This is a genomic window from Pantoea jilinensis (genome assembly GCF_019104105.1).
GTDB classification, from domain to species: domain Bacteria; phylum Pseudomonadota; class Gammaproteobacteria; order Enterobacterales; family Enterobacteriaceae; genus Pantoea; species Pantoea eucalypti.
This window is the reverse complement of the sequence record NZ_CP077746.1, coordinates 439,489-453,228: the sequence shown is the minus strand read 5'-3', so window position 1 is coordinate 453,228 and position 13,740 is coordinate 439,489. Positions and strand designations below refer to the sequence as shown.

The window sequence follows — 13,740 nt, the reverse complement described above, 5'->3', positions numbered from 1 at the left end:
GGTAGAAAAAATAAACGGCTCTCAATCGAGCCGCTGATTTTCCCTGATGACAGGGAGGGCGTATTCTAGGGAATAGTGCGAACAGTAGCAAATGTAATCTGCCTTATTTTTCGTCGCCTTCCAAATTAAGTGCCCTTCTGACTCAATCAACCAGCTTTCTGGCTAGTTGGTTATGCTGACGCAGTACGGCTGGCAGGTCAATTCCGGCCAGTTCTCCGTTACGCACCCTGACTTTACCGTTAATGATGCTGTAAGCGACCTGGCCGGGATTACAGAATACCAGCGCAGCAACGGGATCGTGCCCTGCCCCGGCAAGACCAATGCGATTGAGGTCAAAAATAGCCAAATCAGCCATCATGCCCGGCGCAATAGCGCCCACGTCATTGCGATTCAGCACTTTTGCTCCCCCCAGCGTCGCCAGTTCGAGTGCCTGACGCGCCGTCATCGCATCCGGGCCGAACCCCACGCGTTGCAGCAGCATGGCCTGACGTACTTCTGCCATCATATCTGCGCTGTCATTGGAGGCAGAACCATCCACCCCCAAACCGACATGTACTCCGGCATCGCACATGTGCCTTATCGGCGCAATGCCCGAGCCGAGACGCATGTTTGAGCACGGACAGTGCGCGATACCTGTCCCTGTACGCGCAAATAACTCAATACCGGGCTGATCCAGTTTGACGCAGTGTGCATGCCAGACATCCGGGCCTACCCAGCCGAGGTCTTCAACATACTGCGCGGGTGTCATGTTGAACTTTTCGCGGCTATATTGGATATCACTGTCATTCTCCGCCAGATGCGTATGCAGAGAGACGTTGAAGCTGCGTGCCAGTGCTGCGGATTGCTTCATCAGCTCACGGCTGACCGAGAACGGTGAACATGGCGCAACCACAATGCGTAGCATCGAGCCATAGCTGTCATCGTGATAGCGCTCAATCACCCGCTGCGTATCCTTCAGAATGGCTGCTTCACTCTCAACCAGCGAATCGGGCGGCAGGCCACCCTGGGATTGACCGACACTCATGCTGCCCCGGCTCGCATGGAAACGCATACCCATTAAGGATGCGGCTTCAATGCTGTCGTCAAGCTTACAACCATTAGGGTAAACATAGAGGTGGTCACTGGTGGTGGTGCAGCCGGAGAGGATCAGCTCGGCCATTGAGACCTTCGTTGACACCTGAATCATCCCGGGCGTTAAATTCTGCCACAGTGGATAGAGGTGAGTCAGCCAGTTGAACAGTTCACCATTTTGCACCGCAGGAATAGCGCGGGTCAGGCTCTGGTACATATGGTGATGCGTATTGATCAGGCCTGGAATAACAATGTGTCCCTGGAGATCAATCACCTCGTCGGCGTTATCAGGTAATGAGTCTGCTTCTCCAACCGCAGCAATTTGATTTCCTTTTATCAAAATACTGGCGTGTCGTATTTCCTGACGGTCAGCATCCATGCAGACCACATAGTCGGCATTCTTCAGTAACAGCGTTCGTGTCATAAACTTGCCTGTGGGTTGTCAGTGGTTATGTGCTATCCGATATTAGCGGCAAGTTTTTGGCTGAGACAATAGCAGGCAGTGCAGTGACAGTTGCTGGGGTGACAGGTAGTGCGGTGAACGGTGAAAACGTTCAACGGTAGCCGACACAATCAATCATGACTCTCCATTTTCAAGACTCATCACTTCCCTGGCGATGATAAACCGCTCGCTCCCGTGTGGCATTTTCAGGTCGCATTGACTGATGAACCGCAGGACCCACGGGCTCCCCGTTAAATTTGTGAACGCTCTCAGACTTGTACAACCACTGGCATGAATGGAACAGGCCAGATACCAGGCAAAAAAAAACCCCCTGCCGAAGCAGAGGGTTTCTCAGAAAAAACAATTCTTATTACAGAACCGCTTTCTCGATTACGCGAACCAGGGTCCAGGATTTAGTCTTGGACAGTGGACGGCATTCGCGGATTTCTACCACGTCACCAATTCCACATTCATTGTTCTCGTCATGGATGTGCAGCTTAGTCGTACGTTTGATGAATTTGCCGTAGATCGGGTGTTTCACAAAACGTTCGATAGCAACAACTGCAGATTTCTGCATTTTGTCACTTACTACACGACCCTGCAGAGTACGGATTTTATCGGTCATTACGAACCCGCCTTCTCAGTCAGTAAAGTCTTAACGCGTGCAACATCACGGCGCACCTGTTTCAGCAGATGGGTCTGCTGCAGTTGGCCAGATGCTGCCTGCATGCGCAGGTTAAATTGCTCACGCAGCAGATTAAGCAGCTCAGTGTTCAGCTCTTCAACGCTTTTTTCACGCAGCTCTGTTGCTTTCATTACATCACCGTCTTAGTTACAAAGGTGGTTTTGATAGGCAGTTTTGCTGCTGCCAGCTTGAATGCTTCACGGGCCAGCTCTTCTGGTACGCCGTCCATTTCATACAGGACTTTACCAGGCTGGATCAGGGCAACCCAATACTCTACGTTACCCTTACCTTTACCCATACGCACTTCCAGCGGCTTCTCGGTGATCGGTTTGTCCGGGAATACTCGGATCCAGATCTTACCTTGACGCTTAACTGCACGGGTCATAGCACGACGTGCTGCTTCGATCTGACGAGCAGTCAGACGACCACGGCCAACAGCTTTCAGACCGAAAGTACCGAAGCTGACATCCGTACCCGCAGCCAGACCGCGGTTACGGCCTTTGTGCACCTTACGGAATTTCGTACGCTTTGGTTGTAACATCAGCGACTCTCCTTACTTACGGCCTTTACGCTGCTGCTTTTTAGGTTGAGCAGCCGGTTCCGGTTGTTCAACAGCAGCCATACCACCCAGGATCTCACCTTTGAAGATCCATACCTTAACGCCGATTACACCATAAGTGGTGTGCGCTTCAGAGGTGTTGTAGTCAATGTCAGCACGCAGTGTGTGCAATGGCACGCGACCTTCACGATACCATTCGGTACGTGCGATCTCGGCGCCACCCAGACGGCCGCTAACTTCGACTTTAATACCCTTCGCGCCAAGACGCATGGCGTTCTGAACCGCACGCTTCATAGCACGACGGAACATCACACGACGCTCCAGCTGTGAAGTGATGCTGTCAGCTACCAGTTTCGCGTCCAGTTCCGGCTTGCGGACTTCGGCGATATTAATCTGTGCAGGAACGCCAGCGATTTTCGCGACGACCGTGCGCAGTTTTTCTACATCTTCGCCTTTCTTACCGATGACGATGCCCGGACGAGCGGTGTGAATAGTCACACGGATGCTCTTCGCAGGACGCTCGATAACGATACGAGAGACAGATGCTTTAGCCAGTTCCTTAGTCAGGAACTGACGTACTTTAAAATCGCTGTCCAGGTTGTCAGCGAATTCATTGGTGTTCGCAAACCAGGTAGAGTTCCATGGTTTTACAATACCCAGGCGAATACCATTAGGATGTACTTTCTGACCCATTGCTAGTCTCCAGAGTCTCAGCGATCGGACACAACCACAGTAATGTGGCTGGTGCGCTTCAGGATGCGATCTGCACGACCTTTGGCACGCGGCATAATGCGTTTCATGGTCGGACCTTCATCAACGAAAATTTTCGTGATTTTCAGATCGTCGATATCAGCGCCATCGTTGTGTTCGGCGTTAGCAATGGCAGATTCCAGAACTTTTTTGACCAGTACAGCCGCTTTCTTATTGGTGTAGGTCAAAATGTCCAGTGCCTGCGACACTTTCTTACCGCGAATCAGGTCAGCAACAAGGCGAACCTTCTGAGCAGAAGAACGAGCGTGGCGATGTTGAGCTAAAGTTTCCATCTCTTCCTCCTACTTATTTCTTCTTGGCTTTTTTATCAGCCGCGTGACCGCGATAAGTACGTGTCGGCGCGAATTCACCCAGTTTGTGACCAACCATTTCGTCGGAAACAAAGACAGGAACGTGCTGACGACCATTATGGACAGCGATGGTCAAACCGATCATGTTAGGAAAGATCGTTGAACGACGGGACCAAGTGCGCAAAGGCTTCTTGTCACCGCTTTCCACCGCTTTCTCTACCTTCTTCAGCAAGTGCAGGTCAATAAAAGGACCTTTCTTGAGAGAACGTGGCATGGCTTATCCTCTAATATTATTTGCTACGGCGACGTACGATAAACTTATCGGTACGCTTGTTGCTACGGGTCTTCTTACCTTTGGTCTGAACGCCCCACGGAGTTACCGGGTGCTTACCAAAGTTACGACCTTCACCACCACCGTGCGGGTGATCAACTGGGTTCATCGCGGTACCACGAACGGTCGGACGAACACCACGCCAACGGGCTGCACCGGCTTTACCCAGAACGCGAAGCATGTGCTCAGCGTTGCCGACTTCGCCCAGTGTTGCGCGGCAGTCAGACTCGACTTTACGCATTTCACCTGAACGCAGACGCAGGGTAACGTAAGAACCTTCACGCGCAACGATCTGCACGTAAGCACCAGCTGAGCGAGCAATCTGACCGCCTTTGCCTGGTTTCATTTCTACGTTATGCACGGTTGAACCCACCGGGATGTTACGCATCGGCAGAGTGTTACCTGCTTTGATCGCAGCATCAACGCCAGATTGAATCTGGTCGCCGGCTTTCAGGCCTTTAGGGGCCAGGATGTAACGGCGCTCGCCGTCTTTGTACAGAACCAGTGCGATGTTCGCAGAGCGGTTCGGATCGTACTCAAGACGTTCAACAACTGCCGGGATACCATCTTTGTTGCGTTTGAAGTCAACAATACGGTAAGCCTGCTTGTGACCACCACCGATATGACGGGTAGTGATACGACCATTGTTGTTACGGCCACCGGATTTGCTGTTTTTTTCTACCAGCGGGGCGAATGGTTTGCCCTTGTGCAGCTCCGCGTTTACCACTTTAACTACATGGCGACGACCCGGAGATGTCGGTTTACATTTAACAACTGCCATTGTCTTTCTCCTCCGACTTACTCAGCGCCGCCAGCGAAGTCCAGATTCTGGCCTTCTTTCAGGGTGACGTAAGCTTTTTTCCAGTCGCTACGACGACCGATACGCTGTCCTTGACGCTTAACTTTGCCCTTAACTACCAGGGTGTTTACGTCTTTAACTTCTACTTCGAACAGTTTCTCAACAGCAGCAACGATCTCTGCTTTGGTCGCGTCATTAGCAACTTTGAGAACGATGGTATTGGTTTTTTCCATCGCGCTAGATGCTTTTTCAGATACGTGCGGCGCGCGCAGTACTTTCAGCAGACGTTCTTCACGGATCATGCCAGCATCTCCTCAACTTGCTTAACTGCATCAGCAGTCATAACGACTTTGTCGAAGGCGATCAGGCTAACTGGGTCGATACCGGATGCATCACGCACGTCAACCTTGTACAGGTTACGCGCAGCCAGGAACAGATTCTCATCCAGTTCACCGGTGATGATCAGCACGTCTTCCAGAGCCATGTCTTTCAGTTTCTGTACCAGCAGCTTGGTTTTCGGTGCTTCTACAGCAAATGATTCGACAACGATCAGACGATCTTGACGTACCAGTTCGGACAGGATGCTTTTCAGCGCGCCGCGGTACATCTTTTTGTTAACTTTTTGACTGTGGTCCTGTGGCTTCGCAGCAAAGGTCACACCACCTGAACGCCAGATTGGGCTCTTTACAGAACCTGCACGCGCACGGCCGGTGCCTTTTTGACGCCATGGCTTTTTGCCTGAACCAGTTACTTCGGCGCGAGTTTTCTGCGCACGAGTACCCTGGCGGGCGCCAGATGCGTAAGCAACAACAACCTGGTGAACCAGCGCTTCGTTGAAATCACGACCGAAGGTAGTTTCGGAAACAGTCAGCGCGCTCTGCGCGTCTTTCAATACTAATTCCATTGCTATCCCCTTACGCCTTCACAGCTGGTTTAACGATCAGGTCGCTACCGGTAGCACCGGGAACTGCACCTTTAACCAGCAGCAGGTTGCGCTCAGCGTCAACACGTACCACGTCCAGACTCTGAACGGTTACGCGCTCATTACCCAGCTGACCTGCCATTTTCTTGCCTTTGAACACTTTGCCCGGAGTCTGGTTCTGACCGATTGAACCCGGAACGCGGTGAGACAAGGAGTTACCGTGAGTAGCGTCCTGGGTACGGAAGTTCCAGCGCTTAACGGTACCGGCGAAACCTTTACCTTTTGAGGTACCGGTTACGTCAACTTTTTTAACTTCAGCGAAAATTTCAACGCTGATGCTCTGACCTACAGAGTATTCTTCACCTTCAGCGGTGCGGAATTCCCACAGGCCACGGCCAGCTTCAACGCCAGCTTTAGCAAAATGACCAGCTTCAGGTTTGGTCACACGGTTTGCTTTTTTAGCACCGGTGGTAACCTGAATTGCCTGGTAACCATCGTTTTCCAGGCCTTTGACCTGAGTAACGCGGTTCGCTTCAACTTCGATTACGGTGACGGGGATAGAAACGCCATCTTCAGTGAAGATGCGGGTCATGCCCACTTTTTTACCGACTAAACCAATCATTGTTTCAACCTCTCAATCGCTCGATGACCTGATTAACCCAGGCTGATCTGCACGTCAACACCGGCAGCCAGATCCAGACGCATCAGAGCATCAACGGTTTTTTCAGTTGGCTCAACGATGTCTACCAGACGCTTGTGAGTGCGGATTTCGTACTGATCACGCGCATCTTTGTTAACGTGCGGAGAGATCAGAACAGTAAAACGCTCTTTGCGGGTTGGCAGCGGGATTGGACCACGAACCTGCGCACCAGTGCGCTTGGCGGTCTCAACGATTTCCGCGGTTGATTGATCGATCAGACGATGATCAAACGCTTTAAGACGGATACGGATTCTTTGGTTCTGCATGAGACCAGAGCTCCAAACTTTTTATAGACGAAAAAAATTACTACTCGAGCCCATTACGATTGATGGGAGAGTGTAATCGTTCAGCATATAACTCCACAATTGGGAGTATTGTCAGGCGGCCTAAAATTCAGCCGTCTGCGATTCTGCTCGAATCGCGCCTGCAATATCTGCAGGCCCGCGCATTATACGTAAATCTGTTCAGGAAGCAACCCGTGTTGCGCTTTTCCCTGCTAAATAGTGGCCGACGTGTGAGGCGCGCGTCGCAGTGAACTGCTTTAAGGCTGATAAATCATGGATTCAATTGTGAGCACATTTCCGGGGTTCCTCATTCGCAGATGACACAGAACAGCAAGCCGGTGAGAGTGTTCGTCACCTTTTACCTGGAGCATAACCATGTCCCTGCCCTTTATTACTCAAATCGCTGTTCTGGCTGGCGGAGGTGCATTAGGAAGCTTTCTGTCTCTGGCCTGTGCGCGCTTCTCTCCTGCCCTCCCTCCTGACCAGTGGTTTGCCTCACTCTGCTTCCCCGGGTCACGGTGCACCCATTGTCAGCAGCGCCTGCTATGGCGCGATAAACTGCCTCTGGTCAGCTGGCCAGTCTTAAAAGGACGGTGTCGTTTCTGCAATCAGCTATTCAGCGAATCGAGCTTTGTCATGGAATGTCTGACTGCAATGCTCTGTCTGCTGGTGCTACAAAGCTTTACCCATTCTGCAGACGCGATTTTTATTATTGCGGCCTCTGGCCTGTTGCTACTGGTGGCGGCTATTGATTGTCGCCACTACTGTATACCCGACCCGCTGAGCTATCTGCTGCTCTGGCTGGGATTACTGCACGCCTCACTAACCGGAAATGAAACAGCGGCGATATGGGGCGCCCTGACTGGATACTGTGCGTTGTGGCTGCTTGCCTGGGGCTATCGGCTGGTAAGGGGGTTTGAAGGATTAGGCTATGGCGATATCAAGCTTTTTGCAGCGCTAGGTGCCTGCTGTGGCTGGCAGGCATTACCCTGGATTGCGCTGGGTGCTACAGTTCTGGCGTTAGCGACCATCGTGATGTTGCAACGACGGGGCGTAGTCCAGATGGACAGCCCGCTACCCTTTGGGCCGTTCCTGGCCATTGCGGGCTGGGTGATGCTTGTACTTCAGGCGCGGTTCACTCTTCTTTGATTTGAGCCTGCAAATAGTTCTGGATGCCCATCCTCTGGATGAGCTCAAGCTCCGTCTCAATCCAGTCGATGTGGTGTTCTTCATCCGCCAGGATTTCAATCATCATGTCACGGCTGACGTAATCATGAACTTTATCAGCATAGGAGATCGCTTCACGAAGATCTTTAGCGCCTTCCAGCTCCAGATTCAGGTCTGAACTCAGCATCTCCTCAACGTCTTCTCCAATACGCAGACGTCCCAGATCCTGAAGATTTGGAATGCCTTCAAGAAAAAGAATGCGCTCAATATATTTGTCAGCATGCTTCATCTCATCGATTGATTCGTGATACTCCACATCATTGAGGCGCATCAGTCCCCAGTTTTTAAACATGCGTGCATGCAGAAAGTACTGGTTGATAGCAACCAGTTCATTTCCAAGCAGTTTATTGAGATGACTAATAACTTTGATATCACCCTTCATTGTTAACCCTCCGCGTCTGATTTATTAGAGCGTAGATGCGGTTAAAAAGAAGTCAAAAAAGCGTGACAGATATTGTGGGTATTCACACACCGATGTTCGTCAGGCTATCTCTTTATAGAGTGGCGGATTTTGCATCTCTTCATCCAGGATTTCACGCGCAGCACGAACGCATTTGCCGCATTGTTTGCCTACTGGCACAAACTGACGCAGTTGCTGGATAGACTCAGGCTGATAGCGACGCACGACTTCACGAAGGGTTTTATCACTGATGGCATTACAAAGGCAGACGTACATTGATTCATCACTCTGGTACATTTTCTATACACAGTGTAAATGCGAATAGTTTTTATTTCAAACCCACCCTTTGCAGGGTTATGGCTTATTCAGAGCAAAAAAAAAGAGCACCGAAGTGCTCTTTTATCTGTGTTGCAGTGGCCGTTTGCACGACTACAGCAGATATCACAATTAAGCGATAACTTTAGCAACAACACCCGCGCCAACGGTACGGCCGCCTTCGCGGATTGCGAAGCGCAGACCTTCGTCCATTGCGATTGGGTGGATCAGGGTAACAACCATTTTGATGTTGTCGCCTGGCATGACCATTTCAACGCCTTCTGGCAGCTCTACTGAGCCGGTTACGTCAGTTGTACGGAAGTAGAACTGTGGACGATAGCCTTTGAAGAACGGAGTATGGCGACCACCTTCGTCTTTAGACAGAACGTAAACTTCTGACTCGAACTGGGTGTGTGGCTTGATTGAGCCTGGCTTAGCCAGAACCTGGCCACGCTGGATGTCTTCACGCTTGATACCGCGCAGCAGAACACCACAGTTTTCGCCTGCCTGACCCTGGTCCAGCAGCTTACGGAACATCTCAACACCGGTACAGGTTGATTTCGCAGTATCTTTGATACCAACGATTTCAACTTCGTCGCCGACTTTAACGATGCCGCGCTCAACACGACCGGTAACAACAGTACCACGGCCAGAGATTGAGAATACGTCTTCGATTGGCAGCAGGAACGGCATGTCGATCGCACGCTGTGGTTCTGGGATGTAGTTATCCAGATGCTCAGCCAGTTCGATGATTTTCGCTTCCCACTCAGCTTCGCCTTCCAGCGCTTTCAGAGCAGAACCACGAACGATTGGAGTGTCGTCGCCTGGGAAGTCATATGCTGACAGCAGGTCACGAACTTCCATTTCTACCAGTTCCAGCAGCTCTTCATCATCAACCATGTCACACTTGTTCAGGAACACGATGATGTAAGGAACGCCAACCTGACGACCCAGCAGGATGTGCTCACGGGTCTGTGGCATTGGGCCATCAGTCGCAGCAACAACCAGGATCGCGCCGTCCATCTGCGCAGCACCGGTGATCATGTTTTTCACATAGTCGGCGTGGCCTGGGCAGTCAACGTGCGCATAGTGGCGGGTTGGGGTTTCATACTCAACGTGTGAAGTGTTGATGGTGATACCACGTGCTTTCTCTTCTGGTGCGTTATCGATCTGATCGAATGCACGAGCCTGGCCGCCGTAAGTTTTAGACAGTACGGTGGTGATAGCTGCAGTCAGGGTGGTTTTACCGTGGTCGACGTGACCGATGGTGCCCACGTTTACGTGCAGTTTGTTACGCTGAAATTGCTCTTTCGCCATGGCGATAATTCCTTACGTTGTGCCTTCACCCTTTAGGTGAAGGCATCAGTTCAAATTTAAACCGTAGCTTATTTGCTACGAGCTTCAATAACGGCCTGCGCTACGTTGTTCGGCGCATCGTCATACTTCAGGAACTCCATGGAGTAAGAAGCACGACCTTTGGTCAGAGAACGCAGCTGAGTTGCGTATCCGAACATCTCAGACAACGGAACTTCAGCGTGAATCTGAACGCCAGTAGCGTTAGATTCCTGCCCTTTAAGCATACCACGACGACGGCTAAGGTCACCGATGACATCACCCGTGTTCTCTTCTGGCGTTTCAACTTCAACCTTCATGATAGGCTCAAGCAGGACTGGTGTCGCTTGTTTAAAGCCTTGTTTGAAGGCAATAGACGCGGCCAGTTTGAACGCCAGTTCTGAGGAGTCAACATCGTGGTAAGAACCGAAGTGCAGACGCACGCCCAGATCCACAACCGGATAGCCGGCCAGAGGGCCTGATTTCAGCTGTTCCTGAATACCTTTGTCAACCGCAGGGATGTATTCACCAGGAATCACACCACCTTTGATATCGTTGACGAATTCGTAACCTTTCGGGTTAGAACCTGGCTCCAGTGGGTACATGTCGATAACAACATGACCGTACTGACCACGACCACCAGACTGCTTGGCGTGTTTACCTTCAACATCGGTAACTTTGTTACGAATCGCTTCACGATAAGCAACCTGTGGTTTACCCACGTTCGCTTCAACGTTGAACTCACGCTTCATACGGTCAACGATGATGTCGAGGTGCAATTCACCCATACCAGCGATGATGGTCTGGTTAGATTCTTCATCAGTCCATACGCGGAATGATGGGTCTTCTTTCGCCAGACGGCCCAGAGCCAGACCCATTTTTTCCTGGTCAGCTTTGGTTTTCGGTTCAACGGCGATAGAGATTACCGGCTCCGGGAACTCCATGCGCTCAAGGATGATGACGTTATCTGGGTCACACAGGGTGTCACCAGTGGTCACATCTTTCAGGCCGATCGCAGCTGCGATATCACCCGCACGAACTTCTTTAATCTCTTCACGCTTGTTAGCGTGCATCTGAACGATACGGCCCAGACGCTCACGGTTTGATTTAACCGGGTTGAATACGGTATCACCCGTGTTAACAACACCAGAGTAAACGCGGAAGAACGTCAGGTTACCCACGAATGGGTCGGTAGCGATTTTGAACGCCAGTGCAGCAAACGGCTCGTTGTCATCAGAGTGACGAACAGCCGGCGTGTCTTTACCGTCGTCCAGCATACCGTTAATCGCGGTAACGTCAGTCGGTGCTGGCAGATATTCAACAACTGCATCCAGCATCGCCTGAACACCTTTGTTCTTAAATGCAGAACCACAGGTTACCAGGATGATTTCGTTGTTCAGAACACGCTTACGCAGAGATGTTTTGATCTCTTCTTCAGTCAGTTCTTCACCACCGAAGAATTTCTCCATCAGCTCATCAGAGCCTTCAGCAGCGGCTTCAACCAGCTTCGCATGCCATTCTTCAGCCAGTTCCTGCATATCAGCTGGGATATCTTCGTAGTCGAAGGTTACACCCTGATCTGCGTCGTTCCAGTTGATTGCTTTCATTTTCACCAGGTCAACAACACCGGTGAATTTCTCTTCTGCGCCGATAGCCAGCTGCAGAGGAACTGGAGTTGCGCCCAGACGAACTTCCATCTGTTTAACAACTTTCAGGAAGTTAGCACCCATGCGGTCCATTTTGTTAACGAACGCAATGCGTGGAACTTTATATTTGTTAGCCTGACGCCATACGGTCTCAGACTGTGGCTGAACGCCACCAACTGCACAGTAAACCATTACCGCGCCATCAAGCACACGCATAGAACGTTCAACTTCGATGGTGAAGTCAACGTGTCCTGGGGTGTCGATGATGTTGATGTGGTGTGGTTCGAACTGCTTTGCCATACCAGACCAGTAACAGGTGGTCGCAGCGGAAGTGATGGTAATACCACGTTCCTGTTCCTGCTCCATCCAGTCCATGGTTGCTGCGCCGTCATGTACTTCACCGATTTTGTGGTTTACACCGGTGTAGAACAGAACGCGTTCGGTAGTGGTAGTCTTACCGGCGTCGATGTGCGCACTGATACCGATGTTACGGTAGCGGGCAATGGGTGTTTTACGAGCCATTTGATTCCTCTGATTCTCGGGCGTTCAAGGTAAGTCGACCCCAGCGGGTTGGCTGATTGAGCGCCCGCTGGTTTAACTACGTGGTAATTACCAACGGTAGTGTGCGAACGCCTTGTTGGCTTCTGCCATGCGGTGAACGTCTTCACGTTTCTTCACTGCAGTACCTTTGTTCTCTGCAGCATCAGAAAGTTCGTTCGCCAGGCGAAGAGCCATTGATTTATCACCGCGTTTACGAGCAGCATCTACGATCCAGCGCATTGCCAGAGCATTACGACGAACCGGGCGGACTTCAACTGGTACCTGATAAGTAGAACCACCAACGCGACGTGACTTAACTTCGACAGTCGGACGCACGTTTTCCAGGGCTACTTCAAAAGATTCCAGTGCGTTTTTACCTGAACGCTGAGCCAGGGTCTCGAGCGCGGTATAAACGATTGATTCTGCAGTAGATTTTTTACCATCTACCATCAGGATATTTACAAATTTGGCCAGCAGCTCTGATCCGAACTTAGGATCTGGCAGAATTTTACGCTGACCAATGACGCGACGACGTGGCATGGAAATACTCCGTTGTTAATTCAGGATTGTCCAAAACTCTATGAGTTTATTATGACATTTAATTTAAAACGTTTGGCCTTACTTAACGGAGAACCATTAAGCCTTTGGCTTCTTCACGCCGTACTTGGAGCGAGCCTGCTTACGGTCTTTAACACCTGAGCAGTCAAGCGCGCCACGAACGGTGTGGTAACGCACACCTGGCAGGTCTTTTACACGACCGCCACGGATCAGGATCACGGAGTGTTCCTGCAGGTTATGACCTTCACCACCAATGTAGGAGGTAACTTCAAAACCGTTGGTCAAACGCACACGGCAGACTTTACGCAGTGCGGAGTTTGGTTTCTTAGGAGTGGTGGTGTACACACGAGTACAAACGCCACGTTTTTGCGGGCAAGCTTCCAGCGCCGGCACGTTGCTCTTTGCAACTTTGCGGACGCGTGGTTTGCGAACCAGCTGGTTAACTGTTGCCATTAAATAGCTCCTGGATTTGCTTTTGCTTCGTAAACACGTAATAAATCGCCTCGTAGAATTACGAGGAGGCAGAATTTTAGGGCTGAGTCAAAGGGGTGTCAAGAAATAACCAGGTTTTAGCCGATTACCACACGATTTGTTGCTGATGCCTGATCGTTAGCGTGACAAAGCCATTATAGTCTATTGACTGTACGCTGCTCGAAATTTGTCCAGCGAGACCGCGAGCCTGAACATCTTCGTCCAGCACCCACAGCGTCAGGCCGCTCTCTGAGAGCCGCATTAATGCACGGCTTCCGGTTAAGGCGGCCAGCACTCCATCCTGCAACAGCAGCAGGTCATCTCCGGCGCCCGCCATTAAAAGCAGAGTATCAAGATCACTGTAGGCCGGTGAGTGCATTAAAGTGTGCAGCATTAA

20 protein-coding genes are annotated in these 13,740 nt (G+C 51.0%); 1 reads left to right on the top strand and 19 read right to left on the bottom strand.

Annotation, left to right across the window (positions count from 1 at the left end):
• Nucleotides 1–142: 142 nt before the first annotated feature.
• From KTJ90_RS02125 to rpsJ, 12 genes are all read right to left on the bottom strand, one after another.
• Nucleotides 143–1,495 carry an amidohydrolase family protein gene (locus tag KTJ90_RS02125; RefSeq protein ID WP_499025905.1) on the bottom strand — a complete coding sequence of 451 codons (1,353 nt, stop codon included), beginning with the start codon at nt 1,493–1,495 and terminating at the stop codon, nt 143–145.
• A 388-nt stretch (nt 1,496–1,883) separates the two neighbouring features.
• A complete protein-coding gene (gene rpsQ / locus KTJ90_RS02120) occupies nt 1,884–2,138 on the bottom strand; it encodes a 30S ribosomal protein S17 (RefSeq protein WP_003850147.1) in 255 nt (84 codons plus the stop codon).
• On the bottom strand, nt 2,138–2,329 hold the full coding sequence (gene rpmC, locus KTJ90_RS02115; protein WP_003850146.1) for a 50S ribosomal protein L29: 192 nt from the start codon (nt 2,327–2,329) through the stop codon (nt 2,138–2,140). Before rpmC ends, rpsQ begins: the two co-directional genes overlap by 1 nt.
• Nucleotides 2,329–2,739 carry a 50S ribosomal protein L16 gene (rplP, locus tag KTJ90_RS02110; RefSeq protein ID WP_008927134.1) on the bottom strand — a complete coding sequence of 137 codons (411 nt, stop codon included), beginning with the start codon at nt 2,737–2,739 and terminating at the stop codon, nt 2,329–2,331. The genes rpmC and rplP overlap by 1 nt, the downstream gene beginning before the upstream one ends.
• Nucleotides 2,740–2,751: 12 nt before the next feature.
• Nucleotides 2,752–3,450 carry a 30S ribosomal protein S3 gene (rpsC, locus tag KTJ90_RS02105; RefSeq protein ID WP_008927135.1) on the bottom strand — a complete coding sequence of 233 codons (699 nt, stop codon included), beginning with the start codon at nt 3,448–3,450 and terminating at the stop codon, nt 2,752–2,754.
• A gap of 17 nt (nt 3,451–3,467) precedes the next feature.
• On the bottom strand, nt 3,468–3,800 hold the full coding sequence (gene rplV / locus KTJ90_RS02100) for a 50S ribosomal protein L22 (RefSeq protein ID WP_008927136.1): 333 nt from the start codon (nt 3,798–3,800) through the stop codon (nt 3,468–3,470).
• Nucleotides 3,801–3,813: 13 nt separating this feature from the next.
• Nucleotides 3,814–4,092, bottom strand: a complete 279-nt coding sequence (gene rpsS, locus KTJ90_RS02095) for a 30S ribosomal protein S19 (protein ID WP_001138115.1) — start codon at nt 4,090–4,092, stop codon at nt 3,814–3,816.
• 16 nt (nt 4,093–4,108) lie between these two features.
• The gene (gene rplB, locus KTJ90_RS02090) at nt 4,109–4,930 is read right to left on the bottom strand and encodes a 50S ribosomal protein L2 (RefSeq protein WP_008927137.1); all 822 of its coding nucleotides are present in this window, start codon (nt 4,928–4,930) and stop codon (nt 4,109–4,111) included.
• Nucleotides 4,931–4,947: 17 nt separating this feature from the next.
• Nucleotides 4,948–5,250 carry a 50S ribosomal protein L23 gene (gene rplW, locus KTJ90_RS02085; RefSeq protein ID WP_003850708.1) on the bottom strand — a complete coding sequence of 101 codons (303 nt, stop codon included), beginning with the start codon at nt 5,248–5,250 and terminating at the stop codon, nt 4,948–4,950.
• Nucleotides 5,247–5,852: a 50S ribosomal protein L4 gene (rplD, locus tag KTJ90_RS02080; RefSeq protein WP_003850711.1), complete on the bottom strand. Its 606-nt coding sequence runs from the start codon at nt 5,850–5,852 to the stop codon at nt 5,247–5,249. Before rplD ends, rplW begins: the two co-directional genes overlap by 4 nt.
• 10 nt (nt 5,853–5,862) lie before the next feature.
• Nucleotides 5,863–6,492, bottom strand: a complete 630-nt coding sequence (gene rplC, locus KTJ90_RS02075) for a 50S ribosomal protein L3 (protein ID WP_003850712.1) — start codon at nt 6,490–6,492, stop codon at nt 5,863–5,865.
• 32 nt (nt 6,493–6,524) lie between these two features.
• Nucleotides 6,525–6,836, bottom strand: a complete 312-nt coding sequence (rpsJ, locus tag KTJ90_RS02070) for a 30S ribosomal protein S10 (protein WP_001181005.1) — start codon at nt 6,834–6,836, stop codon at nt 6,525–6,527.
• Nucleotides 6,837–7,229: 393 nt separating this feature from the next.
• Here rpsJ and KTJ90_RS02065 point away from each other — a divergent pair, with 393 nt between their 5' ends.
• A complete protein-coding gene (locus KTJ90_RS02065) occupies nt 7,230–8,003 on the top strand; it encodes a prepilin peptidase (protein ID WP_003850715.1) in 774 nt (257 codons plus the stop codon).
• Here KTJ90_RS02065 and bfr read toward each other — a convergent pair.
• The 7 genes from bfr to tusB form a co-directional block, all read right to left on the bottom strand.
• A complete protein-coding gene (gene bfr / locus KTJ90_RS02060) occupies nt 7,990–8,463 on the bottom strand; it encodes a bacterioferritin (RefSeq protein ID WP_008927139.1) in 474 nt (157 codons plus the stop codon). The genes KTJ90_RS02065 and bfr overlap by 14 nt on opposite strands.
• Before the next feature lie 99 nt (nt 8,464–8,562).
• Complete coding sequence (bfd, locus tag KTJ90_RS02055) at nt 8,563–8,757, bottom strand: bacterioferritin-associated ferredoxin (RefSeq protein ID WP_008927140.1); 195 nt, start codon at nt 8,755–8,757, stop codon at nt 8,563–8,565.
• 171 nt (nt 8,758–8,928) lie between these two features.
• Nucleotides 8,929–10,113 (bottom strand): elongation factor Tu, encoded by a 1,185-nt coding sequence (gene tuf / locus KTJ90_RS02050; RefSeq protein WP_105099977.1) that lies wholly within the window; start codon nt 10,111–10,113, stop codon nt 8,929–8,931.
• Between the two features lie 68 nt (nt 10,114–10,181).
• Entirely contained in the window at nt 10,182–12,296 is a 2,115-nt protein-coding gene (fusA, locus tag KTJ90_RS02045; protein WP_003852908.1) for an elongation factor G, read from the bottom strand.
• A gap of 87 nt (nt 12,297–12,383) precedes the next feature.
• Nucleotides 12,384–12,854 (bottom strand): 30S ribosomal protein S7, encoded by a 471-nt coding sequence (gene rpsG, locus KTJ90_RS02040; RefSeq protein ID WP_003852909.1) that lies wholly within the window; start codon nt 12,852–12,854, stop codon nt 12,384–12,386.
• 96 nt (nt 12,855–12,950) lie between these two features.
• Complete coding sequence (gene rpsL / locus KTJ90_RS02035) at nt 12,951–13,325, bottom strand: 30S ribosomal protein S12 (protein WP_003852912.1); 375 nt, start codon at nt 13,323–13,325, stop codon at nt 12,951–12,953.
• Nucleotides 13,326–13,449: 124 nt separating this feature from the next.
• Nucleotides 13,450–13,737 carry a sulfurtransferase complex subunit TusB gene (gene tusB / locus KTJ90_RS02030; protein WP_003852914.1) on the bottom strand — a complete coding sequence of 96 codons (288 nt, stop codon included), beginning with the start codon at nt 13,735–13,737 and terminating at the stop codon, nt 13,450–13,452.
• Nucleotides 13,738–13,740: the final 3 nt, after the last annotated feature.